The following is a 23,950-nucleotide window of genomic DNA, read 5'->3' on the forward strand; positions in this document are numbered from 1 at the left end:
TCCCCTCAAGGTCTCTCGCAGATTTAAGTTAACCCACAAAATTGCTTTGTCGTTTAACCAGTAAGGCGTTTTGTTTTGACCCTCCGGGGCAAAGGCTATTTCTATATATTTTTATGCTACAAACCTTTTGCACCTCTGGTGCACCTGTCCTTGGGCAGTTAATACATGTTTATTAAATTGCAAAAAATCCCCCAGAGGGGGAAAAGGTTTGTAGAAAATAACATAACACCCTTTCCCGAACCCCAGAGGGGTTCAACTTATGCACATTACCCAATTTGACTATTGATTTTGTGGGTTAACTTAAATCTGCGAGAGACCCTAAGGAAACATGAAACTATTTCTCCAAAAAATTAAAAGGATGTTAGTAATTTGGCATCCTTTTTATTATTTAAGTCAATAGAAGATAGTTACTGGCACCAATATCAAATGAGAAGTAAAGAAGAAATATTGAATAGCTACAATACTACCGGAAACGATGGATTACCTGAAATAAGCGCCGGCGACCTCCTTAAAGCTATGGAAACCTATAAACAGGAATGGGCAGAAGCAGCATTCACTGCTGCGAGACAGCAGGATGCATCCGGTAATTATAAGTTTAACAATTATGCCGATTTTATAGACAGCGTTGAAAAAAAGGCTAAACCGGTTGATGAATTTGGTATCACCCTCGCTGCCGTAGCCGACAGTATTGTCACCAACTTTTTGCCCTATGATAGTTCCGTAACCGAATTTGATTTTAATTTCACTATGCAGGGCAAAGGATATACAGCTTTTTATGCCAGGGATGCCCAAGGCTATTGGAAGATGAGCAGATGGGCGGAGCAGTTTTAAGTGAGTAGTGGTAGTTGCAGTGAGCAGTATTCAGCTTGCAGTCAGTAACGACATAAGAAAAGCTACAATTACATGCACAAGCTAATTTACAAACACTGCATATTGCCCACAGAAACCGCCACTTGACACTGTCATGTCAACCGCGAACTGAATATTTTCTACTGAAAAATTGCCAACTGCTACTGCCACTAACTTACAAGTCTGCCACTTTAAACGGCTTCACATCAACACTTTCCCAAACACGTTGTGTAATATAAGGATCGGCATTTTTCCAGGCCTCTAATTCTTCAAAGGTTTCAAACTGTACAATCATTGTTGAACCTATCATTTTGCCTTCATCATTGAGCATAGCTCCGGCTACAACTAAGTTACCGCTGGCTTTAAGCGCTTTTGCACCATCAACATGGTGCGGACGCGCAGCCATGCGGCGGTCAAATGCTTCGGCGTCTGTGTAATCATATGCGGTTACAAGGTATTGCTTCATAAGTATTTATTTAACTGGTTAAAGGGTTTTATCAGGGCCGAATATCAGCAAAACTACCCCATAAAAATAAATTAAAAATTAAAATAAATTTATAACTGTAAAGTTGACAATTTTTACAATATTTGTTTTCCGAAAAACCAACCTGAATAATGAAGAATAATTTGCACCAGGAATTTAACAAGATCTTTAACAAAGAAGCAGACAACGTATACTTTTCGCCGGGCCGCGTAAACCTTATTGGCGAGCATATTGACTATAACGGCGGGTTGGTGATGCCATGTGCCATTACTTTTGGCACTTATTTACTGACCGCCCCTAACGAAGATGGCATTTTCCGTTTCAGAAGCTTAAATTTCAACGAGCAAAAAGATATTCCGCTGCAACTTCATTATGAAAAAACTGGTGAAAACTGGTTTAACTTCCCTATTGGCGTTATAGACCGTTTTGTACAAGATGGGCACCAGCTTAAAGGACTGGATATGTTATTTTATGGCGATATTCCAATCGGTTCGGGTTTATCGTCATCTGCTTCTATTGAGGTAGTTACCTCCTTTGCGCTTAACGACCTGTTTCATAGCGGCTACAGTAAGCTCGACCTTGTTAAATTGTCAAAATATGTAGAAAACAATTTTATAGGTGTTAACAGCGGCATTATGGACCAGTTTGCGGTAGCCTTCGGCGAAAAAAACAAAGCCTTAATGCTCAATTGCGATACTTTAGATTACCAGGCTGTTGATAGCAACCTTGGCGATTATGTATTGGCCATTATCAATACCAATAAACCTCGCAAACTAGCCGAGTCAAAATACAACGAACGTGTACAGGAGTGCCAGGCAGCCCTTCAGGCCCTGCAACAACAACTGAATATCAAATATCTCTGTGAAATTAACAGCGCCACTTTCGAACAATACAAACACCTGATAACAGATCCGATTGTACTGAAACGCGCCAAACACGTAATTGAAGAAAACGATCGCGTAAAACTGGCCGCAACAGCCCTTGCTTCCAACAACCTGGCCGAATTTGGCAAGCTGATGTACGCTTCGCACGGTTCGCTGCGTGATCTGTACGAAGTAAGTGGTGTTGAACTGGATACTGTTGCCGAATACAGCAAAACCAACCCCGATGTTGCCGGTGCACGTATGACAGGTGCAGGCTTTGGTGGCTGCGCTATAGCGTTGGTAAAAGGAGATGCTTTCGATAAATTCAGCAAAGAAGTAACCGAATATTACACGCAGAAAATTGGTTATGCACCTTCAGTTTACAGCTCGCTTATTGGCGATGGCGTAGGCGAACTGGCTACTGTACTTAACTAACGGCTTTTTTTAATAGTTTTGCACTTGGTTCATAGTTGATAGTTCATGGTTCATGGCCTGTTATTAAACATACGTTGGCTATGAACTATGATCTATGAACCATGGACTAAAAAAAGTATGCGCAAATTAAAATTGGATGAGCTGAACCGGGCTACGGTTGATGAATTTAAAGCACAGGATAAATTACCGGTAGCTGTAGTGTTGGATAATGTGCGGAGCATGCACAATATCGGTTCCATCTTCCGTACATCAGATGGCTTTGCGGTTGAACAGATTTGTCTTTGCGGCATCACCGCACAACCTCCCCACCGCGAAATTGAAAAAACAGCCCTTGGCGCTACCCAATCTGTTAACTGGACATATTACGAAACTCCTCTCCAAGCTGTTGAACGATTACGCAAAGACGGCTATAAGATTATAGCGATTGAACAGGCCGAGAACAGCACTATGCTTCATGAGTTTAAACCTGCCGAAGATGGCAAATACGCCCTAATTTTTGGCAACGAGGTAAATGGCGTAAGCGATGAAGTAATGCAGACAATTGATGCCTGTATCGAAATCCCCCAGTTTGGCACCAAACATTCGTTTAATATCGTGGTGTCGGCAGGAATTGTACTTTGGGACTTTTTTGCTAAGATGGCGATATAAGAGGAAACATAATACGATGTCATTGCGAGCGCAGCGCGGCAATCGCAAGGAAGCATAGCACGCTCTGTATATCGTGCGATTACTTCGTCGTTCCTCCTCGCAATGACATTTTTTTGCAATTACTTCCTCAATACATAAAACGACATTTCCTTCCTCGTCACAAAACCGAGCTTTTCATACACGTTAATAGCCCTTTCATTTTCACTTTTCACGTGCAGAAAAGGAATTTCGGAAGCTGCTTTAATCCGCTGAGCCTGGTTTAATAATAATTTACCGGCATAACCGCGTCCAAGGTAATTAGGATGTGTACAAACAGCGCTAATTTCAGCATAAGGCGTAGGGTTTAAACGCTGGCCGGCCATGGCAACCAGCTTATCGCTATCAAATATGCCGCGATAGTGTCCAAACTCAATAGTACGTTCTATAAAAGGCCCAGGATTGGTCAGTTGTGTAAGTTCAAGCATTTGGGGTACATGCTGTTCTGTAAGCGGTAACAGCTCTTCATCGGTAAAATCGGCTGGCACTTCTCCCTCAAAAACCATCTGCAGGCATTTAAGGTAATGTACTATTTCCCATTGCTCCGGGATCACAATATCATGTGGTGCTATAAATATAAAGCGGCTTTCAAAAGGAATGATATTGTAAAGCAGGTTAAAATTTTCGGCAGATATTTCAGGAATACCAACAAAAGGTGAAACCTCTTTCGGGAAATATTTAGCTATATCATTGCCTCCTGCAAAGATTTTATTACCGGTGTTAAGTGCGTTCCAGGCGGGGTTATCAAGTACATGTTCCATTAAAGCAAAGCTATTAAAAATACCAGGCAGCAGGGTTTTGGCTTGTCATTCAATTTTAATTTAATGCTTACATTAGCCTTATCCAATACCAAAGTGCTTACTATGAATGCTCTCACTAAAAAACTGATGATCAAGCCCAATTCGCGCTGGCTACTGCTAAATGCACCCGCCGGTTACCAGGATAGCCTTTCTCCCCTGCCTGATAATGCCAGCCTGGCTCTCAACACCGAGGGCGAATTTAATGGCATTCAACTATTTGTGACCAATAGCACCGCACTGATATCAGAACTTAAGGTGATCACTCCCCTCCTCAAGGCTGATACCGTTTTCTGGATCATCTACCCTAAAAAAAATTCAGGTATTCAAACCGACCTGGAAATGATGAGCAGTTGGGATGCCCCGGCGCAATATGGCTTGCGCCCGGTAGCATCGGCAGCTGTTAATGAAGTATGGACGGCATTACGTTTTCGCCCGGTTGAAGCCGTAAAAGTTTCTGAAGGACGCAATGACGCTGTACGCAACAATGAACACAGCGCTTATATTGATGTAGATAATAAAATAGTTACCCTGCCCGATTATATAAAGGAAACGTTGGAACAATATCCGGGGGTACTTAATTACTTCCAGTCGCTGGCTTACAGCCATAAAAAGGAGTATGTGCTTTGGATCCTTACAGCCAAACAGGAAAAAACCCGGCAAGACCGTTTAGCTAAAATGGTTGAGATGCTGCAGAATAAAAAGAAAAATCCTTCGGATAAATAAAAAGCAGGCATTATGGGTTACGGATTTTATGATATAACGCTTTATCGTCAATCTGAGAACAGTAACAATAAAGATTTTGCTATTCGAAACAATCTGATCTCCGACTTATACATTGATTTCCTTAACGGTTACAAACCGCCAGGCACTACAAGAATTTCCGTTAACATTGGAAATGAAGACTATATAAGAGGATATTTTGGAAGTATACTAAACGTTGAAGCTATTTTTAACGAAAAGGAATATTGGCTAAGCCAACCCGAAAATCAGAATAAAATTATCCTGAACACCATACACAGGATAGCTATTTTCTGTGCAGAAAAATACGGATGGGATAGAGCTTTTTTCGACAATGCTTATAACAAAGTCATTGAATGCGGGTTTATTTATAAAAAGGAGTTAAAGAGAAAACCTTCTAAAGACAGAAAACACCAAGCCTCATTACTACTGGAAAAAAATGGTGATTCCGCTACCATTTCAGTAAATTTTTATAATCCCAAAGGCGAGTTTCTAAAATCGGTTAAACTGCTTAAATCCTTTCATCATACAATGCATTATAAGAAAGCATTAACCAACAATAGATGGTTTAACAATCTTGATTTTGGGATACATCTTCGAGATCAGGAGATAATCATTAAAGCGTCGCTTGAAAAACCGGGCTCAGAAACTATACTAAAACCAGTCAGGAATACACTTGAGGAGTTAGAAGGGTATTTAAGATCAATTACTTACCGGGAATTTACAGACAGATTAGATTTTGTTAATTGGGCAAATCAATAACCATTTAGCTTTAAGGCTAAATTTCAAAGCATAAAAACAAAATCGCCCTGTATTCTCAACAAATACAGGGCGATTTTATGTTCAACTATTATTTACCAGCCAGAGCCTTTTTTAGCATTACCATTTTTGATATGCTCTTCGGCAGTCGCTTTACCCATAATGGCAGCCATTTTGTTACCCGCACTGTCAGTTCCTGTGGCAATGTATCTGCCCGATTTCACATCGATAACGGGATTGATCATCGGTACATTTTTAGTTTTTGTCTTCACTGAATAAGCGGTAATACCGCTTCCTTTTTCTGTTGCCATGATAAGTTTCTTTTGTTTTTTAATGTTAACCCCATTTAAACTGAATTGTTTTCAGCACAGGTATAATTGGTTTCTATGCGTAAACATGCATCATTTTTTTTTAATTAAAAATAGCTGCGATAAATAATTTGTTAACAGATTTAAGTTTGTGTTAATAACGAGTAAACCACAGTGTCTTCAAAACGACCGTTAAACAAATGATCTTCTTTGAAATAAGCCTCATGAACAAATTTATTTTTAAGCAACAATTTAATTGATGCGACATTGTCCGGGCTAACACGAGCCTCTATAGAATGCAGCTTGAGCAGATTAAAACCATAATCAATAACTGCCGTTACGGCCTCCTGCATAATCCCCTGCCCCTGGTATGCCGGGTTTAAAAGGTATCCTATTTCGGCGCGGTGATTATCTTTCTCTATTCGCCAAAAACCAATACTTCCTATATATTTATCACTGCTTTTCAAGCAGATACACCAGGTTACACCATCATTTTTACCAAGCAAGTCTTCTATTACAGCTATCAGCCCAATAGCATCATCAATGGTTTTATTAATTGGCCTGTGGATATACTGCATCACAGTTTCGTTTGATCGCATTTCAAACAGGTCAGCAGCATCATTGTAAGTAAAACGCCTCAATACAAGCCGTTCGGTAGTTAAAACAGGAAATGGATTAAAGACTGGATAAAGCATAAATGAATTTGTTGATAACCGATTACCGGAAGCCGGCAAGTCTACCGTTAAATTTGACTATCAGGTTAAAAAGATCGGTGTATTTATTGAGTGGCAGTGTGGCACTGATGTCAAAAACATCGTGATAAGCTTTTATTCCACCCATAGTATAAATAAAAAACGCGGGGACACCCTGTTCAGTAAAAAAGTAATGATCACTGTTGGCTGCCTTACCGCGGGAGGCTACTTTCACAAAGTAATTATTTTCCTTGTTGATCTGCTGCATCACAGCAAACTCTTTTGGATAAACAGAGGCATTTACAATGGTTATACCATCAATGCCCGTCCCGTTAAGATCGAGATTAATGAGAAAGCGGATGTTTTTAAGCGGAATAACCGGGTTTTGCGTAAAATATTTGGAACCCAATAAACCGGCTTCCTCTCCTGAAAAACAAATGAAAGCCACGCTGTAAGGCAGCGGATGTTTAGCGTAATACCTGGCAAGCCCCATCAATTCGGAAATTCCGCTGGCATTGTCATTAGCACCTGGAAAATAAGTTTTATCACCCATTCCGCCTAAATGGTCATAATGGGCGGTGATCACGATAACGGAATCGGGTTTGGCTGTGCCTTTTACTATACCGCAAATATTAGCTGTTTTAAAATCGGGGACCAGCTTATTTTCAATTGATACGTTAAGCGTTACCGGAGTTTCTTTTAGCGCTTTTTTGTCAACCTGGATCACGGTATAATCTAAAACCTGCCCTTCTGCCGACCAGGTAAGCTTATCCTCCAGCGATAAAACAATACGATTTTGCTGGTCGATAAAGTGGGTACTATCCTTTTTAACCAGCTGTCCTGTACCTGTAACCCCACGGCTATCGGGCGACACAATAAAATCCTTGCCGGGTCTTAGCTGCAAACCATTTACGGCCACCTCCATTTTGCCGGGAAAAGTATTAACCGGGTAGCTAAACTCTTGCAGGTAATTTTTGCCGTCCATGGGTTTTACACCGTAATGCTTTAGTTGAGCCGATAAAAAATCAGCCGCTTTATGAACACCGTCTTTAGTATAACCACGCCCCCAGAAGTAAGGCGACGTAAGCGTATCAACCATTTTACGGGCAAAAAGGGCATCCTGCGCTAAAAGCGTATTCGAAATAAAAAGGAATGCAATGGCAAGTCTAAATTTCATTAACTTCCTAAATAAAGCTGTCAGCCTCTCTGTAAGCTTTGATCAACGCAAGCTCGCCTTCTTTTCCTGCCCCGGCTGTTCCGTGCTCCATACCCATTACGCCTTTATAGCCTTTATTATAAATGTGCTTGAATATGTTTTTATAATTTACCTCGCCGGTACCGGGTTCTTTACGGCCAGGGTTATCCCCTATCTGGTAATAACCTATCTCATCGTAAACCAAATCAAGCGTTGGAATAATGTTTCCCTGGTTGCGCTGCACGTGATACATATCATACAGGATCTTGCATGAGGGGCTCCCAACGGCCTTACAAATGGCATAAGCCTGATCGGGCGTGCGTAAAAACAAATCGGGGTTATCACTCAGTGGCTCCAAAACCATAATTACACCATGTGGCTCCAATATGGCAGTACCTTTTTTAATGGCTTCAATTACATTACCGGTTTGTACACCAATGGGCAGTTTGCGTGCAAAATCTCCGGGAACAACGGTAACCAGCTTACTGCCAATCCGTTTAGCTACCTCAACAGCCTCTTTACATGAAGCAATAAACTTTTCGACCTGGTCGGCATTGCCGGTTGCCAGCATGTTGCTGTCATTACCCAAGCTGGGCTGCACAAAAACGCCCATTGCCATGCCCAGCTTCGCCAGTGTATCACCTATCTTTTTTTGCTGTTCAACTGGCCGGCCGCTCATGCCGTTATCCTCGATAGCGCGGAAACCTTTATCGTAAGCAAATTTTATCTGGTCAATGAAATCTTCGCCGGCATGGCTTTTAAACATGCCATCATGAATGCCGTAGTTAAGGTTAAAAGGTTTATCGCCGGCAATCACATTTGCTTCGCCAGCAGGTTCGGCACAGCCTGAAAGCGTGGAGGCTTTTAAAATGCCTGTTGTAAATAACGAAGCTCCGGCCAGCACCGAGCTTTGAACAAAGTTTCTGCGTTTCATGAGGATTGTTGATTGGTTTGCGGGCTAAAGTTAAAAGGATTGATGAATAAACAGTATGCAAATAATGAACTATCTCCAGCAATTACATCTAACTACACAAGCCATGACGCCTGGTAATCAAATCAATTGATTAGTCCATCAATTTACTTAGAGAAATTTTCAACACGAATATCTACCCTATGGCACACAATTAATCGAGTTTCACAAATCGTGTAGTAGTTATATTCGTGCAATTCGATTAATTCGCAAAAATTAGTGTAAAAATTTTTCATTTATCGCCTTCTGATTTATCTGTCCGCTTTAAAGTGCTTTCTCACTATCCTATAACAGGAATGGTTGAAAATCCGGCTATTTTTGTTATCCTTTGTGTATAAACGGCAAAATTTCAAAGCTATTCCAGCTTACTGCACCCAGCTATTTTGATGCTGATCTGTTTTATTCCCTGCTGATACCGTTGCTGCCCGGAACTTAACTTAAAGATCATTTTTACGCTCACTGAAACAGGTATTTATCGCCTGGCCCGGCCTTTTTATTGCTATACGGAATAGCTATTATTTAACTTAATTAATCATAATTATGGCTAAATCGCAAGCAACATTCATGAAAAAACAACTGGAAAAAAATCGCCAGAAAAAAAAGGAAGATAAAGAACAACGTAAACAGGAACGCAAACAAAACGCAGGCAGTAGCGACCTTGAAAGCATGCTGGCCTATGTAAATGAATTTGGCGAAATTGTATCAACCCCGCCCGAAAAAAAAATGGCACAGTCAGGCTCAACGAATATTTAATAGTTACATTGTAACTATTTAGTGGCTATTGCTTTTAGTGATTGAACCTTTTAGTATTTTAATTGTCATAACAAAAAATCAACCACAGTTATGAAATTTCAATTAGGCTATGTTTCCCTTATCGCAGTAACGGTTGCCTCTTGCTCGGGCAATCGTTCAACAAATGATGCCGATACGGCAATTAAAAAGGAAGACACCGCCATGGCAAATGCTCCCGATGCTCCGGCTGTAAATATGGAGTATTGCTTCTATACTACCGAAGGGAGCGCCAGCCAGGATACTACAAAAGTAAACCTGCACATCAACGGCAACAAGGTTACCGGCGATATGGATTGGTTGCCTAAAGAAAAAGATGCCCGCAAAGGCACATTGATGGGTAATTTAAACGGCAATGTTATCAAAGCCTTATGGACTTACGTTCAGGAAGGCAGTACCGATACGCTAAGTGTCGATTTTCAGTTAAGGGGCAACAAACTTGCACAAAAACCTTATCAATACGATGCAAAAACCGGCAAACAGCAAACCAACAGCGCTGCCGATTATACCGTAATTTACAGCATGAAAAATTGCCGTTAATTTAAACGCTATTTATAAATTAGCTAAAAATAAAAAGCCAAAAATGGAAAAGCGCGAAACCAGCATACTGTACCTTGTATTGGGTTTATATACCTTAATGATAAGCTGGTACTATAACCACAGCATAATTTTATTGATTATCCATTACATATTTTGGCCGGTTTACCTCATATACGAGCTGCTGATAGGTCACCTCGCTCATGGTATGTGGAAAACAATCCCGCTTTCATATTTTAAGTAGGCTATTATATAGCCATGTAAGGCATAACAGAAAAACCGCTCCGAAAACCACATCGGGGCGGTTTTTCTGTTTTTTATTAAACCTTTTCAACTACGACAGCTGTACCGTAAGCAAGTACTTCGGTAATGCCCTGCATTACCTCGTTTGCATCGTAACGCATGTTTATGATAGCATTGGCACCAATTGCCTGAGCATGCTGAATCAGCAATTGATAAGCCTCTTCACGGGCATTTTCGCACAGTTCAACATAAATTGAAAGCCTGCCGCCAAACAGCGATTGAAAACCGCCTGCAATGTTACCCAACGCACTTCGGCTACGTACCGTAATACCACGTACAACGCCTAAATGCCTGGTAACCCTGTAGCCATCTAAGGCTGTGCTGGTAGTAATAAGTGATGTATCCATTTTAGTTTAAGTTTGTTAGCCAGCTTTAACCGGCCATTTTTTATTTAGATGCAGTATGGTTAACGATATTACGTAATTGACTGTTTTTATTTTTTGAGATTAGTCGATTAGTGATTTGAGGTTAGAGATTAGTTGCTTTGCTCGGTTCATTTGTCTGAACTCGAATTAAACGAATTTAATTAATGGACAGAATTTTAAAATTCAATTAATTCCTATAATTCGTTTAATTACGGTTCAGAAAAAAATCCGAAATCGAAAATCCGATATTCGAAATCAATAATGGCGTTACCTGCGGCCCGGGCTATCCGCTCATACGCCTGCAGGCATTACGCTCAGGGCCGGTATCCCAATGTCATTAAGTTAAGAAAATCCCCCAAAGGGGGAACAGGTTTGTAGCACATAATATACCGAAAATAACCGTGCCAGAGGTACGGAACATCGGAGTTGTGTACCTCTGGCACACTAAAAATCCAATTCATTTCTATTTCTACAAACCTTTTGCACCTCTGGTGCAGCCTCTAAAACTCTTAACTTAATCACATTGGCCGGTATCCGCTACTATCCCTAACGCTTTTTCTGAACCAAGATTTATAGGATTAACGGATTCATCAGATTGCTTTATTCACTCATCTTTCTACCACCACTACTATAAAGCCACCTCATAAACCAACTACCAATCACCAATCGTTAACTACGATCTATGAACCATCAACCATGAACTAAAAAAACGTACCTTTGCCGAAAATTTAAAATCAATGCCAGATAAAGTTAAAGCTGTTTTTTTAGATCGTGATGGTGTGTTAAACCAGGAAATGGGCGATTACGTGCGCCGTTTTGAGGATTTTCATGTACTTGATAACTTTGATGCCCTTAAAACCCTGCAAGACCGTGGTTATATGCTGCTTATTGCTACAAACCAGGGCGGCTTAGCCAAAGGATGGTACACCGAAGAGGAACTGGCAAAAATGCACAACCATCTAAAACAGGTTTATCACGAACATGGCGTTGAACTCACCGACTTTTTTTACTGCCCGCATCACCCCAACTTTACCGGCGATTGTGATTGCCGTAAACCAAAACCAGGCTTGTTGCTTCAGGGCATAGCCAAATACAACATCGACCCATCAAAATCATATTTCATAGGCGATCGTGAACGCGACGTTGAAGCCGGAACTGCTGCTGGTGTAAAAGGCATCCTGATCGACAGTGATCAGCCTATAAGCACGGTACTTGATCAGATTGCGTAAGGCAAAAAAACATGTCATTGCGAGCGAAGCGTGGCAACCGCACGGAGGCATAACTGCCCGGTATAGCATGCGATTGCTTCGTCGTTCCTCCTCGCAATGACATAAAAATAAAGCCCTTTCCTTAAAACATTTTCTTCTCTCCTGCTTTTTACCAATATTTATATTATCCTATGCAAAAAAGCCGCTACTTAAAAAACCTTGATGCTGTTATTGCCGCCCTTATCGGCTGGTTTATATTAAGCTTGTTTTTCAGGTACAGTGGCGTGGGGATTTCGCCGGATAGTATTATGTATACCAGCGCAGCAAGGAGTTTTAAAGGGCACGGCACTTTGCTAACCTTTAACCATGTGCCCATTGTTGATTTCCCGGTATTTTATCCCATTTATCTTGGCATTATTTCGTTCATCACGCAAATAGATCCGGTTAAGTTTGGCGCGGTGTTGAACGGCATTATGTTCGCCACGCTTATCCTCACCAGCGGCTGGATCATGGAGCACTTTGTACCTGCCTCAAGAATTTATAAGTGGCTAATGCTGGCGGCAATTATCCTGAGCCCGCCACTATTACAGGTATATTCATACTTATGGTCCGAGACGCTGTTCATTCTTGAGATCCTGTTTTTTTTGGTTGCTTTCCGCGAATATCTTTTAAAGCATACACTTAAAGCGCTTATAGTAGCAGCCGTTATCGCTGCCGTAAGCTGTATTACACGCTATGCGGCTGTTACCATCGTAGGTACAGGCGGTTTACTTTTGCTATTAGACAGGGTATTGCCCCTTAAAAAGAAGATTACCCATATCATCGTTTACGGGCTAATTTGTATCTCGCTACTGGTGACCAACCTTGTTTTCAATGCTTTTGTAACAGGTACAACAACCGGTCCGCGGGAGCCGTCCATCACTCCATTCAGTAAAAACCTGTACTACTTCGGTACTGTGATGTGCGATTGGATGGGCCTCAGTCCAAATCAATACTGGGCCGCTACGGCTTTGGCCATTATTATTTTCCTGGGCTTCATTGCCGCCCTGGCATTTAATTATTACCGCCGCAAGCTGGATAGCTTTGAAAACCTGGCCATTACCTTTGCACTGGTTTACGGAGCATTTATAGTGCTCTCATCTACCTTTTCAAGGTATGAACGGATCAATCACCGCCTGTTATCGCCATTATACATTTCGGCTTTATGGGGATATACCAGTTGGGCCCTGTTACTGCTTAAAAAGTTAAACAATACTACTACACGGCGTATTGTTGGAACCATAATGGTGATATTAATGCTGGGCTTCATCACTAGCGAATTTTTGATAAATAAAGCCCGCTACAACGACCAGGTAGCCGATGAATACGGCAACCCAGGCTATACCGACGAAAGCTGGATAGATTCGGAATTTGCTGCCTACTTAAGGGGCACAGATCACAGTTTGTTTAAACCCGGCATCAAGATCTATACCGATGCGCACGAGGCGGTCTACTTCTTCTCGGGCATGTCATCGTACCTGGTACCGCATCGCTTTTTCACTAAGGATATTGATAAGTTTTACAAGGTTAAACACTATTACCTCATTTGGTTTAATGTACTTGAAAACCCCGAACTCATTAACCTAAAGGATATTCAAAAAGTTAAAAACCTCAAAAAGATCAAGGATTTTGGCGAAGAAGGGGCGATTTATGAGTATGTGTCTGAACCGTGATTTATAGGATTTTAGGATTATCGTGAATTGAATGAACGCGGCTCCTTATCGCAGCAAGTTAGCATATATTCATGCTTTTTAGGCCTGTGTAGGGGCCGCGTTAGATTGTAGTGTAAAGCCCGGAGCGGGCGTTAGGATTGTGCACAGGAAACACGAGGACTTGTAACGGAAAGCCCGGCCCGTTAGCTAACGGGAACGCCCATATTATAAACGAATCAAAAATATCCTCCTGCCATTGTTGATGTTGTCAGGAATTAACAAGGCCATTATGCAGGCGTAAGTTGTTGGTGACAACACCATAGGTGTTCGGAAGATTTTTTAATTCCCTCCTTGGGGAGAGGTGCGGCAGACTTATGTAGTGGCAGGAGGGGTTTATGCGCCGTTAAAGCAGATAAGCCTGCCGTCGAAACCCCTCCATACACCCTCCCAGGGGAAGGAATCGCACAATCCCCTACTTTTTTTCATCTTCCGAACACTTGTGGTTACAACACCAACAACGGCAAAAAACCAACTACAAACTGAATATTTTAACATTTTTGGGGGTTAACATCAATTTCAAACTAAGTTACTAATTATCATCTAGTTAACTCAAAAATACTCAATTTTATGTTAACCCTGTTAACCCCCTGCCATTGCGGTCTCCGCCGTTGTTGATGACAAAATTAAATTCTAATAACTCACCTGAAAAACCATGAAACTTCTTGAAAATTTCACATACCGGCACACTTTTTTACTTTAAATTTTGATTTAAAAAACATCTGTCTATATTTGCACCGCTAATCTATAGTTTTACTATATAAAAAATGAACGGTATCGCACTACATCATCTTCATCTGCATCACCACCATGTGGTGATCAGCTAATATGTATGTTTCTACGCGAAATAACAACCTCCGTTTATATTCTTTTTTATCATAGTCTCTTAAATTCAATCTTTTGAAAACACTTAAAATAGCTATCCAAAAATCGGGTAGGCTCAACGAAAAATCTGTTGAATTATTAAAAAATTGCGGCTTAAACTTTGAAAACTACAAAAGCTCGCTTATCTCTCCGGTATCCAATTTCCCTTTAGAAATCCTTTTCCTTCGCGATGACGATATCCCTGAGTATGTACAGGACGGCATTGCCGATTTAGGTATCGTAGGCGAAAACGTGATCCAGGAAACCGAAGTTGAAGTAAGCTACCTGCAACGTTTGGGCTTTGGTAAATGCTCACTCAAAATAGCTGTACCAAACAACAGCGATATCAATTCCCTTGCCGATTTACACGGCAAAGCAATTGCTACCACCTACCCTGCCATTTTAGGCAAGTTTTTAAAACAACAAAATATTACTTCAGATATCCGCACCATTTCCGGTTCGGTTGAAATTTCACCGGGTTTAGGCCTTAGCGACGCCATTTGCGATTTGGTATCAACCGGTGGTACGCTAAAAAGCAACGGACTGAAACCCTTTGCCGATGTAATGTCATCAGAAGCGGTGCTGATTGGCAGCAAGGCCGTTGCCGAAAGCGACCTTGTATTAGAGCTGATCCAGCGTATCCAATCTGTTTTACGCGCTAAAGAGACTAAATATGTAGTGCTTAACGTTGAAAAAAAGAACCTTGACGCTGTTATTGCTTTACTACCAGGTGTAAAAAGTCCGTCGGTAGTGCCATTGGCCGAAGAAGGTTGGGTTGCTGTACACACCGTGATCCCCGAGCGCGATTTCTGGGACCGCATAAGCCAGCTCAAACAGGCTGGTGCACAAGGCATTGTGGTAATGCCTATTGAGAAGATCATTTTGTAAGCCACGCCCCCCGGCCCCCTAAAGGGGGAGTAACGGAGGGCAATCAAAATACAGGACATTAACTCCCCCTTTAGGGGGCTGGGGGGCAAATGAAGACATACAATTATTCAGAACTTTCATCCACTGAAATCCAGAAACTGGTTCAGCGCAATGTTGATCCGGCAAATGAGATCAGGACAATTGTTGAGGATGTGATTGCCAACGTGCAGCAGCATGGTGACAGCGCTTTATTTGATTATGCATTGAAGTTCGACAAGGTAGAGCTGAACAAACTTTATCTTGATAAAGCCGAACTGGAAGAAATTGCCAAAGCAATATCTGCCGATCAAAAAGCGGCATTGGAAACGGCCTACAGCAACATATACAAGTTTCATCAAACACAGTTAAAAACCGAGGACAAGGTTGAAACCATGCCCGGCGTAACCTGCTGGCGCGAACTACGACCAATTGAAAAAGTTGGATTGTATATTCCCGGAGGTTCGGCTGTATTGCCAAGTACGTTTTTGATGCTGGGTATCCCGGCCCGTATTGCAGGTTGTCATGAAATAGTAGTTTGCTCGCCCCCGCAAAAAAACGGCAAAGTAAATGCCTTTATAGCTTATGTGGCGCTAATGCTTGGGATCGATAAGATTTACCTTGCAGGTGGTTCGCAGGCTGTCGCCGCCATGGCTTATGGAACTGCCAGCATCCCTAAGGTTGATAAGATCTTTGGGCCGGGTAATCAGTTTGTAACCAAAGCAAAAACCATCATCCAGTCAACTACTACAACGGCCATTGATATGCCCGCTGGTCCGTCGGAAGTATTGGTCATTGCAGATGAAACCGCAATCCCGGCCTATATCGCTGCCGATCTGCTGGCCCAGGCCGAGCACGGTATCGACAGCCAGGCGGTATTAGTTTGTACTTCTGCCGATATTGCTCAAAAAGCCATTGCCGAAGTTGAAAAACAACTGCCCGTATTGCCCCGTGCCGAAATAGCCAAACTGGCCATCGATAACTCGTACGTAGTGATCACCAGTAGCTTAAGCGAGGCCATGGCTTTCAGCAATCAATACGCGCCGGAGCACCTGATACTGGCTACTCATAGCTGGGAACAGATCACCGGCAGTATCATCAATGCAGGTTCGGTATTTTTAGGAAACCTAACCCCTGAAAGCGCAGGAGATTATGCATCAGGCACCAACCATACTTTGCCAACCAGCAGTTATGCAAGGGCCTATTCAGGCGTATCGGTTGATTCGTTTGTGAAGAAGATCACGTTTCAGCATATCAGCCGTGAAGGAATCCAAAACATCGGACCAACAGTTGAAGTTTTGGCCGAACTGGAAGGCTTGCATGCGCACAGGAATGCCGTGAGTGTGAGGATGAGCCCCCCAACCCCCTAAAGGGGGAGTTTGGCTCCGGCGAAAAAATGCAAAATATCAACCAAACCGTCATTGCGAGGTACGAAGCAATCGCGAACTATACAGGGCAGTTCTGCTTATCGGGGATTGCTTCGTACCCCGCAATGACGGGTGTAAAAAAAGATTAAAAAATGTTCGACATAAATAATATTCTTAGAGAAAATATAAAACGGCTTGTGCCCTATTCATCAGCTCGTGATGAGTACCAGGGCGAAGCAAGCGTTTTCCTTGATGCCAATGAAAATGCCTTTGGCTCCCCTTTAGATCAGCAGTTTAACCGCTATCCTGATCCTTTACAATACGATCTGAAAAAACGCATCACCGAAATTAAAGGTGTACCGCCGCGCAATATTTTTATTGGCAACGGCAGCGATGAAGCTATTGATATCCTGTTCCGTAGCTTTTGTAACCCGGGCGTTGACAATGTGATCCTGGTACCGCCTACCTATGGCATGTACGAGGTATCAGCAAACATCAACGATATCGAAGCCCGCAAGGTAAACCTTACCGAAGATTACCAGCTAAATTTAGAGGGCATTGCCGAGGCTATCGACAAAAACACCAAGCTCATCTTTATCTGCTCGCCAAACAACCCGACAGGTAATTCCATCAACCGCGATGATATTCAAACCTTGCTCGCCAACTTTAAAGGCATTGTAGTAGTTGATGAGGCTTATATCAACTTCAGCCGTCAAAAATCATTTATCCAGGAGCTTACCGAATGTGCCAATCTTGTGGTAATGCAAACCCTTTCCAAAGCATGGGGCCTGGCTGGTTTACGCGTGGGCATGGCCTTTGCGAGCGAAGAGATCATTGAAGTGATGAACAAGGTAAAACCACCTTATAACGTAAACGAATCGTCGCAGCAACTGGCTTTAGCGGCTTTAGCCAATGTTGGTCAGGTTAATGAATGGATTAAAGAAACCCTTGCACAACGCGACAGGTTGGTTTTACAACTGAAAGAATTTGATTTTGTGGTAGATATCTATCCATCCGATGCTAACTTCATTCTTGTAAAAACCACCAACGCAAACGGCATTTACGATTACCTGGTAAAACAGGGCATCATTGTGCGTAACCGTTCAAAAGTTGAGCTTTGCGAGGGCTGTTTGAGGATCACCGTAGGTACGCCAGAAGAGAACACTATTTTACTCGAAGCGCTTCAAAACTTTAAATAAAAAAATCACTAACTCAGTAATTCGCTAATTCACTAATTATAAAGAATGAGCCTACAGAAAATATTATTCGTTGACCGCGACGGCACGCTGATCAAAGAACCGGCCGATGAGCAGATTGATTCATTCGCGAAGCTGGAGTTTTATCCCGGCGCGCTAACCTATCTGCCAAAAATAGCCAAAGAACTTGATTTTGAACTGGTAATGGTGACCAACCAGGATGGTTTGGGTACCTCAGTTTATCCTGAAGACACTTTTTGGCCCGTACACAACTTCGTACTGCAAACATTTGAAGGTGAAGGCGTGAAGTTTGCCAACCAGATCATTGACCGTACTTTTGCACGTGACAACGCCCCTACCCGCAAGCCAGGCACAGCGTTGTTAACGCAGTACTTGGATGCAGATAAATATGATCTGAAAAACTCATTTACCATCGGCGACCGTAAAAACGATGTGCTACTGGCTAAAAACCTTGGCGCAAAAGCCATCTGGCTTAACAACAACAGCAATTTGGGTGGAAGTGAATTTAGCGAAGCAGATCATATTGATGACGTTATCGCCCTTGAATCTACCGACTGGCAAAAGATTTATGAGTTTCTGAAACTTGGTCAGCGGGTATTTGAACATCGCCGTGCCACAAAGGAAACCGATATCCATATCAAAATAAACCTTGACGGTAAAGGCGACGCTAAAATCTCAACCGGTTTACACTTTTTTGACCACATGTTGGATCAAATTGCCCGTCACGGCAGTATCGACCTGGAAATTACAGCCAAAGGGGATCTGCATATAGATGAGCACCATACCATTGAAGATACGGGTATTGCCATGGGCGAAGTATTTGCCGCAGCATTAGGCAATAAAATGGGCATTGAGCGTTATGGCTTTTGCCTGCCTATGGATGACTGCCTGGCACAAGCTGCTATTGACTTTGGTGGTCGTAACTGGATAGTTTGGGACGCGGATTTTAAACGCGAAAAAGTGGGCGATGTACCAACCGAAATGTTTTATCATTTCTTCAAATCATTCAGCGATGCATCAAAAAGTAACCTGAATATAAAAGCAGAAGGGCAAAACGAACATCACAAAATTGAAGCTATATTTAAAGCCTTTGCAAAGGCAATAAAAGTGGCCGTAAAACGTGATGTAGATAAGATGGTTTTACCAAGCACTAAGGGGCTGCTGTAAAGCCCCCCGGCCCCCTAAAGGGGGGAGTAACAAGCACAAAATGGACACACCAGATCAAAATATACAAAAAGTAGACAAGGAAAGCCTCGCAGAGGCACCCCCTTCAGGGGGCGGGGGGGGCATCGGCATCATCCTATACGGAGCCGGAAACATATTTTCCCTTACTGCCGCTTTAGAGCGCTTAGGTATTCCCTACGGCTTTATTAACAGCGAAGAGGATTTTGATAAGTATGACCGTTACATCATTCCGGGTGTTGGCCATGCGGGTGCGGCCATGAATAAACTTAAAGCTACCGGGCTTGTGCCGTTTATCAAAGCTTTGAAAAAACCTACATTGGGTATCTGCGTGGGCATGCAGCTGCTTACTTCTTATTCTGAAGAAGGGGATTCGAACCTACTTGATATCATACCGGTTAAAACTTTAAGGTTTAAAGATAGCGCCGATCATAAGGTACCCCATACGGGTTGGAACAGGGTTTTCCCCGAAAAAGAAAACCCGCTATTTGAAAATATACCGTCAGGTTCACATTTTTACTTTGTACATTCATACTTTATTGAGTATGATAAAACATACACTTTATTAGCCTCCGATTACGGAAATCAATTTTCGGCATCAATTTGGCTTGATAATTTTTATGGCGTACAATTCCACCCCGAAAAGTCGGGTGTGTTTGGCGAAACATTGTTAACTAATTTCTCAAAAATATAAAGGATATGTACATTATTCCTGCCATTGACATTTTGAACAAGAAGGTTGTCCGTCTTCGTGAAGGCGACTACGCACAGGTAACTGAATACGATGTTACCCTTGAAGAAATGATAGAGCGCTACCAAAGCAACGGCACCAACTTCATCCACATTATTGACCTTAATGGTGCAAAAAACGATTTCAGTAATCAGCAATACCTGTTTGATGTAATTCGTAAAACCGACATGAAGGTGCAATATGGCGGCGGTATTCGCAGCATCGAAAAAGTGAAAGAGCTGATAGATGCTGGTGTTCACCGCGTTATTGTTGGTACGCAGGCACTTACCAACCCTGATTTTTTACCAGATTTGAGCAAGGAGATTTGCGGTAAAGATAAATGCTCGGATCAGGTGGTTGTAGCTATCGACGTGCTTGACGAGGTGATCAAATACTCTGGCTGGATGGAAAGCTCACCTATCAAACTGATGGATTACGTTGATAAATGCCTGGCCTTAGGTTTCTTCCGTTTCCTTTGTACCGATATTAACAAGGACGGCAAATTGGGCGGCGCAGGTATTGAACTATACGAAAAACTGCTTGACCATTCTCCATTCATTAAACTGATTGCATCAGGTGGCGTAAGTTCAATGAGCGATATCGAAAAACTAAACCGTTTAAAAGTTGAGTCGGTAGTAGTAGGCAAAGCGATATACGAAGGCCACATCACTATTGAGGATGTGAAACATTGGAATCTGGACGCGCTGATATCGATATAACCCCCCAGCCCCCTAAAGGGGGTGCTGATATGCAAGTTTAGGCATATCGGAATTGAAATATTAAACTCAGATATGAAGAAAAAGCTCTTTCTTGATGCGAACGCCGAAATATTTGCTAACGCGAAAGCATTAAGATACAATATGACTCCCGCTGAAATATTTTTATGGAGTCAGTTGAACGTTGCTTTTTCGGGAACAAAATTCAGAAAACAACACCCGCTGGGTAGTTATGTTGCTGATTTCTATTGTCATAAGTATAAACTTGTAATTGAATTGGACGGAAGCATACACCAACTTCCCGATGTAATTAATAATGATCTTCAAAAACAGGTTTTCCTGGAAAGCCAGGGATTAACTGTTTTAAGATTTACCAATGAAGAAGTCTTCAACAACTTAAATAAAGTATTGGAACAAATTAATACGCAAATCAAAAGCACCCCCTTTAGGGGGCGGGGGGGGTTAGCCAAGCGCATTATCCCCTGCCTTGACGTTAAAGACGGCCGTACAGTCAAAGGCGTAAACTTTGTTGACCTCCGCGATGCCGGCGACCCGGTTGAGCTTGCTTGGAACTACTCAAACCAGGGCGCCGACGAACTGGTGTTTTTGGACATCACAGCGACGGTTGAACGCCGTAAAACCATGGTTGAACTGGTGAAAGCTGTTGCAAGGCAAATCAATATCCCCTTCACCATTGGCGGCGGTATCAATGAAATCGCTGATGCTGATGCATTGTTGAATGCCGGAGCTGATAAAATCTCTATTAACTCGGCAGCGGTGCGTAACCCTAAGCTGATTGATGAACTGGCTGCTGCTTTCGGTGTTCAGTTTGTGGTGGTAGCTGTTGATACCCGCAGCATTGGCGATAAAAATGTAGTACACCTGAATGGTGGTAGGTTGCCAACCGAGCGCCAAACATTGGAGTGGATCCTGGAAGCTGAAAGTCGTGGTGCTGGTGAAATCCTGTTAACTTCAATGGATCATGACGGTACCAAAGGTGGTTTTGATAATGGACTGCTGAAAACAGTTAATGACGCTGTGCATATCCCGGTAATAGCTTCGGGCGGTGCTGGTAAGGTTGAGCACTTTGTTGATGTATTTGAAAAAACCAATGTCGATGCTGCACTGGCTGCTTCGGTGTTTCACTATGGTGAAATATTGATACCTGATTTGAAGCGGGCTTTGCAGGAAAATAAGATAGAAGTTAGAATTTGAAATAAAAGCACGGACTTGTATGATTCCCTAAGCGCCGTTGTTGGTGTTGTCACCAACAACATGTTGTTCAATACAGGCGAGCTATGCTGATAGCTACTGATGACAACAGCGACAGAAAGGATTCAATAATATCCACACAGTCGCCGTGAAGACACGGCAACCAGGAAATAGGAAAACGAAAATGAACATAGATTTTGAAAAAACCGGCGGACTTGTCCCCGTAATCATACAGGACGAGCAGACTTTAGAGGTTTTAATGCTGGGCTATATGAACCAGGAAGCTTACGATAAAACTGTACAGGAAAATATCGTAACTTTTTATTCCCGTTCCAAAAACCGCCTTTGGACCAAAGGTGAAACCAGCAGCAATTTTCTGCATGTAAAAAACATCAGCATTGACTGCGATAACGATACCCTGCTTATTAAAGTAAAAGCCGATGGCGCAACCTGTCATACAGGCTCACGCAGCTGCTTCAATACCGAGTTTAACCAAAACTTCATCCTTGAACTGGAAAACATCATTGCCGACAGGTATGCTAACCCGGTTGCAGGATCGTATGTAAACAAACTCCGTAATAAAGGTCTTAATAAAATAGCCCAGAAAGTTGGCGAAGAAGGCGTTGAAACCGTTATAGCCGCCCTTGCCGAAACAGAAACCGACCTGATCAACGAATCGTCAGATCTTGTTTTTCATTTACTGGTACTGCTCCGCGAAAAAGGTTTAACATTAGAAACAATCGCCAAAAACCTGGAATCGAGACATAAATAATTTTGTTCATGGTTCATAGATCATGGTTTATGGCTAAATGTCATAACCTTCTTTTTCCGGCTATGAACTATGAACCATCAACCATGAACTATAGAAATGATCACCGTACAAAAAACAGCCGAACTTACAGGTCATGCCAACCCGGTATTTACGCTTGAGCTATCGCAAAAGCCGGGAATATTGTTTACCGGTGGCAACGACAAAGGTTTGGTTGAGTGGGAGCTGAAAGATTTTTCGTTCATTAAAGTGATGTTCCCTGTTAATGCGTCTATTTATGCTATTCACTGCCCTCAGGGCTACCCTTTAATGTTTGCCGGATTGCGCAGCGGCGAGGTTTTGGTATTTGATTTTATCCAGCAAAAACTACTTAAACCATTACGGCATCACCGAAAGGCCATTTTTGACATCAAATCGTCGATAAAAAAAGACGAACTGCTGATAGCTTCTGAGGATGGAACTGTATCCGTATGGAGCCTTAAAACGCTTGAAATGGTGCATGGCATTACGGTATCAAAGGATACAATTCGTAGCATTGCAGTTTCGCCCGATCAAAAACAGGTAGCATTCGGTTGCCGCGATAATCACATTGCTATTTACGATCTTGAAGATTATACGATTATAAAGGCGCTTCATGGTCACACTATGGCGGTGTTTGCGCTCGCCTATAGCCCCGACGGAAGTTACATCGCTTCCGGCTCAAGAGATGCCCAGGTAAAAATTTGGGATACCGGCAGCTATCATGAAGTAAAAAACATTCCCGCCCATTTATTCGCGGTAAACCATATCGCATTCCACCCAACCCTACCCTATTTTGCTACTGCCAGTATGGACAAAAGTATCAAGATCTGGGGATCAGATGATTTCAAGCTTTACAAAAACATCAGCAGGGAAAAAGGTTACCCAGGCCATGTGCTATCCATCAATAAATTAGCATGGGCAGCTACAGATCAGCTACTTTCGGTAAGTGATGATAAACTTGTCATCAACTGGGAAATTAAATTTTAATTTTCGCTTGCTGCATTGTCCTATATTTACGTTTTTTCAAAAAAAAAGTCCTTCCAGGTGCAAAAAATAATATTAAATTGGTGTATTTTTCACACAAAACACACTAATTTAATATTAAAAAACACCGCGCTATTCATTCGTATTTTGCTTGTTCATTTTATTCATTCCTGAAAAACAGCAACATTTATAGTCATTTACTCGTAACTATACAGCAGTACTCAAGTTCGAAAAAAGCAACCTAAATTTTCACGATAG

Annotated in this window: 26 protein-coding genes and 1 pseudogene; 20 read left to right on the top strand and 7 right to left on the bottom strand. The window is 42.2% G+C overall.

Annotated features, from left to right (window positions below; all coding sequences use genetic code 11):
* The first annotated feature begins 426 nt into the window (after positions 1-426).
* Positions 427-831, top strand: a complete 405-nt coding sequence (locus ACEN9X_RS01420) for a hypothetical protein (protein WP_413668712.1) — start codon at positions 427-429, stop codon at positions 829-831.
* Between the two features lie 193 nt (positions 832-1,024).
* Here ACEN9X_RS01420 and ACEN9X_RS01425 read toward each other — a convergent pair whose 3' ends face one another.
* Positions 1,025-1,315: a YciI family protein gene (locus ACEN9X_RS01425; RefSeq protein WP_091210634.1), complete on the bottom strand. Its 291-nt coding sequence runs from the start codon at positions 1,313-1,315 to the stop codon at positions 1,025-1,027.
* 149 nt (positions 1,316-1,464) lie between these two features.
* On the opposite strand from ACEN9X_RS01425, the gene ACEN9X_RS01430 reads away from it, so the two are divergent.
* On the top strand, positions 1,465-2,631 hold the full coding sequence (locus tag ACEN9X_RS01430) for a galactokinase (protein ID WP_413668713.1): 1,167 nt from the start codon (positions 1,465-1,467) through the stop codon (positions 2,629-2,631).
* 117 nt (positions 2,632-2,748) lie between these two features.
* Positions 2,749-3,279 carry an RNA methyltransferase gene (locus ACEN9X_RS01435; protein ID WP_413668714.1) on the top strand — a complete coding sequence of 177 codons (531 nt, stop codon included), beginning with the start codon at positions 2,749-2,751 and terminating at the stop codon, positions 3,277-3,279.
* 119 nt (positions 3,280-3,398) lie between these two features.
* Here ACEN9X_RS01435 and ACEN9X_RS01440 read toward each other — a convergent pair whose 3' ends face one another.
* Positions 3,399-4,076 (bottom strand): GNAT family N-acetyltransferase, encoded by a 678-nt coding sequence (locus ACEN9X_RS01440; RefSeq protein ID WP_413668715.1) that lies wholly within the window; start codon positions 4,074-4,076, stop codon positions 3,399-3,401.
* A 63-nt stretch (positions 4,077-4,139) separates the two neighbouring features.
* On the opposite strand from ACEN9X_RS01440, the gene ACEN9X_RS01445 reads away from it, so the two are divergent.
* A complete protein-coding gene (locus ACEN9X_RS01445; protein ID WP_413668716.1) occupies positions 4,140-4,838 on the top strand; it encodes a YdeI/OmpD-associated family protein in 699 nt (232 codons plus the stop codon).
* Between the two features lie 12 nt (positions 4,839-4,850).
* A complete protein-coding gene (locus ACEN9X_RS01450; protein ID WP_413668717.1) occupies positions 4,851-5,615 on the top strand; it encodes a hypothetical protein in 765 nt (254 codons plus the stop codon).
* Positions 5,616-5,707: 92 nt separating this feature from the next.
* Here the strand turns inward: ACEN9X_RS01450 and ACEN9X_RS01455 are convergent, their stop codons facing one another.
* The 4 genes from ACEN9X_RS01455 to ACEN9X_RS01470 all read right to left on the bottom strand — a co-directional run bounded on the left by ACEN9X_RS01455 (position 5,708) and on the right by ACEN9X_RS01470 (position 8,741).
* Entirely contained in the window at positions 5,708-5,923 is a 216-nt protein-coding gene (locus tag ACEN9X_RS01455) for a hypothetical protein (RefSeq protein ID WP_112574318.1), read from the bottom strand.
* A gap of 140 nt (positions 5,924-6,063) precedes the next feature.
* Complete coding sequence (locus tag ACEN9X_RS01460) at positions 6,064-6,615, bottom strand: GNAT family N-acetyltransferase (protein ID WP_413668718.1); 552 nt, start codon at positions 6,613-6,615, stop codon at positions 6,064-6,066.
* Positions 6,616-6,637: 22 nt separating this feature from the next.
* Complete coding sequence (locus tag ACEN9X_RS01465; RefSeq protein ID WP_413668719.1) at positions 6,638-7,789, bottom strand: M28 family metallopeptidase; 1,152 nt, start codon at positions 7,787-7,789, stop codon at positions 6,638-6,640.
* Between the two features lie 7 nt (positions 7,790-7,796).
* Positions 7,797-8,741 carry a hydroxypyruvate isomerase family protein gene (locus tag ACEN9X_RS01470; RefSeq protein ID WP_413668720.1) on the bottom strand — a complete coding sequence of 315 codons (945 nt, stop codon included), beginning with the start codon at positions 8,739-8,741 and terminating at the stop codon, positions 7,797-7,799.
* A gap of 576 nt (positions 8,742-9,317) precedes the next feature.
* Here ACEN9X_RS01470 and ACEN9X_RS01475 point away from each other — a divergent pair.
* From ACEN9X_RS01475 to ACEN9X_RS01485, 3 genes are all read left to right on the top strand, one after another.
* Positions 9,318-9,530 (top strand): hypothetical protein, encoded by a 213-nt coding sequence (locus ACEN9X_RS01475; RefSeq protein WP_413668721.1) that lies wholly within the window; start codon positions 9,318-9,320, stop codon positions 9,528-9,530.
* Between the two features lie 90 nt (positions 9,531-9,620).
* On the top strand, positions 9,621-10,106 hold the full coding sequence (locus ACEN9X_RS01480) for a hypothetical protein (RefSeq protein ID WP_413668722.1): 486 nt from the start codon (positions 9,621-9,623) through the stop codon (positions 10,104-10,106).
* Positions 10,107-10,149: 43 nt separating this feature from the next.
* Positions 10,150-10,347 (top strand): hypothetical protein, encoded by a 198-nt coding sequence (locus ACEN9X_RS01485; RefSeq protein WP_091210644.1) that lies wholly within the window; start codon positions 10,150-10,152, stop codon positions 10,345-10,347.
* A 76-nt stretch (positions 10,348-10,423) separates the two neighbouring features.
* Here the strand turns inward: ACEN9X_RS01485 and ACEN9X_RS01490 are convergent, their stop codons facing one another.
* Positions 10,424-10,753, bottom strand: coding sequence for a YbjQ family protein (locus ACEN9X_RS01490; RefSeq protein WP_091210645.1), 330 nt, complete (start codon positions 10,751-10,753; stop codon positions 10,424-10,426).
* A gap of 755 nt (positions 10,754-11,508) precedes the next feature.
* On the opposite strand from ACEN9X_RS01490, the gene ACEN9X_RS01495 reads away from it, so the two are divergent.
* The 12 genes and pseudogenes from ACEN9X_RS01495 to ACEN9X_RS01550 all read left to right on the top strand — a co-directional run bounded on the left by ACEN9X_RS01495 (position 11,509) and on the right by ACEN9X_RS01550 (position 23,695).
* On the top strand, positions 11,509-12,000 hold the full coding sequence (locus ACEN9X_RS01495) for a D-glycero-alpha-D-manno-heptose-1,7-bisphosphate 7-phosphatase (RefSeq protein WP_091210646.1): 492 nt from the start codon (positions 11,509-11,511) through the stop codon (positions 11,998-12,000).
* A 170-nt stretch (positions 12,001-12,170) separates the two neighbouring features.
* The gene (locus ACEN9X_RS01500) at positions 12,171-13,691 is read left to right on the top strand and encodes a hypothetical protein (protein ID WP_413668723.1); all 1,521 of its coding nucleotides are present in this window, start codon (positions 12,171-12,173) and stop codon (positions 13,689-13,691) included.
* Positions 13,692-14,627: 936 nt separating this feature from the next.
* The gene (gene hisG, locus ACEN9X_RS01505) at positions 14,628-15,479 is read left to right on the top strand and encodes an ATP phosphoribosyltransferase (RefSeq protein ID WP_413668724.1); all 852 of its coding nucleotides are present in this window, start codon (positions 14,628-14,630) and stop codon (positions 15,477-15,479) included.
* 89 nt (positions 15,480-15,568) lie between these two features.
* Positions 15,569-16,864 (top strand): histidinol dehydrogenase, encoded by a 1,296-nt coding sequence (gene hisD / locus ACEN9X_RS01510; protein WP_413668725.1) that lies wholly within the window; start codon positions 15,569-15,571, stop codon positions 16,862-16,864.
* 149 nt (positions 16,865-17,013) lie between these two features.
* Positions 17,014-18,060 carry a histidinol-phosphate transaminase gene (gene hisC, locus ACEN9X_RS01515; protein WP_413668726.1) on the top strand — a complete coding sequence of 349 codons (1,047 nt, stop codon included), beginning with the start codon at positions 17,014-17,016 and terminating at the stop codon, positions 18,058-18,060.
* Positions 18,061-18,105: 45 nt separating this feature from the next.
* A complete protein-coding gene (hisB, locus tag ACEN9X_RS01520; RefSeq protein WP_413668727.1) occupies positions 18,106-19,245 on the top strand; it encodes a bifunctional histidinol-phosphatase/imidazoleglycerol-phosphate dehydratase HisB in 1,140 nt (379 codons plus the stop codon).
* Between the two features lie 40 nt (positions 19,246-19,285).
* Positions 19,286-19,954, top strand: a complete 669-nt coding sequence (gene hisH, locus ACEN9X_RS01525; RefSeq protein ID WP_413668728.1) for an imidazole glycerol phosphate synthase subunit HisH — start codon at positions 19,286-19,288, stop codon at positions 19,952-19,954.
* A gap of 5 nt (positions 19,955-19,959) precedes the next feature.
* Positions 19,960-20,709, top strand: coding sequence for a 1-(5-phosphoribosyl)-5-[(5-phosphoribosylamino)methylideneamino] imidazole-4-carboxamide isomerase (locus ACEN9X_RS01530; protein WP_121229718.1), 750 nt, complete (start codon positions 19,960-19,962; stop codon positions 20,707-20,709).
* A gap of 72 nt (positions 20,710-20,781) precedes the next feature.
* Positions 20,782-21,126: pseudogene (locus ACEN9X_RS01535) on the top strand (endonuclease domain-containing protein); the annotation flags it as partial.
* Positions 21,127-21,135: 9 nt separating this feature from the next.
* Entirely contained in the window at positions 21,136-21,921 is a 786-nt protein-coding gene (hisF, locus tag ACEN9X_RS01540) for an imidazole glycerol phosphate synthase subunit HisF (RefSeq protein ID WP_413671170.1), read from the top strand.
* Between the two features lie 145 nt (positions 21,922-22,066).
* Positions 22,067-22,690 (top strand): bifunctional phosphoribosyl-AMP cyclohydrolase/phosphoribosyl-ATP diphosphatase HisIE, encoded by a 624-nt coding sequence (hisIE, locus tag ACEN9X_RS01545; RefSeq protein WP_413668729.1) that lies wholly within the window; start codon positions 22,067-22,069, stop codon positions 22,688-22,690.
* A gap of 96 nt (positions 22,691-22,786) precedes the next feature.
* The gene (locus ACEN9X_RS01550; protein ID WP_413668730.1) at positions 22,787-23,695 is read left to right on the top strand and encodes a WD40 repeat domain-containing protein; all 909 of its coding nucleotides are present in this window, start codon (positions 22,787-22,789) and stop codon (positions 23,693-23,695) included.
* Positions 23,696-23,950: the final 255 nt, after the last annotated feature.

It is taken from the genome of Mucilaginibacter sp. Mucisp86, from assembly GCF_047324315.1.
GTDB lineage: Bacteria > Bacteroidota > Bacteroidia > Sphingobacteriales > Sphingobacteriaceae > Mucilaginibacter.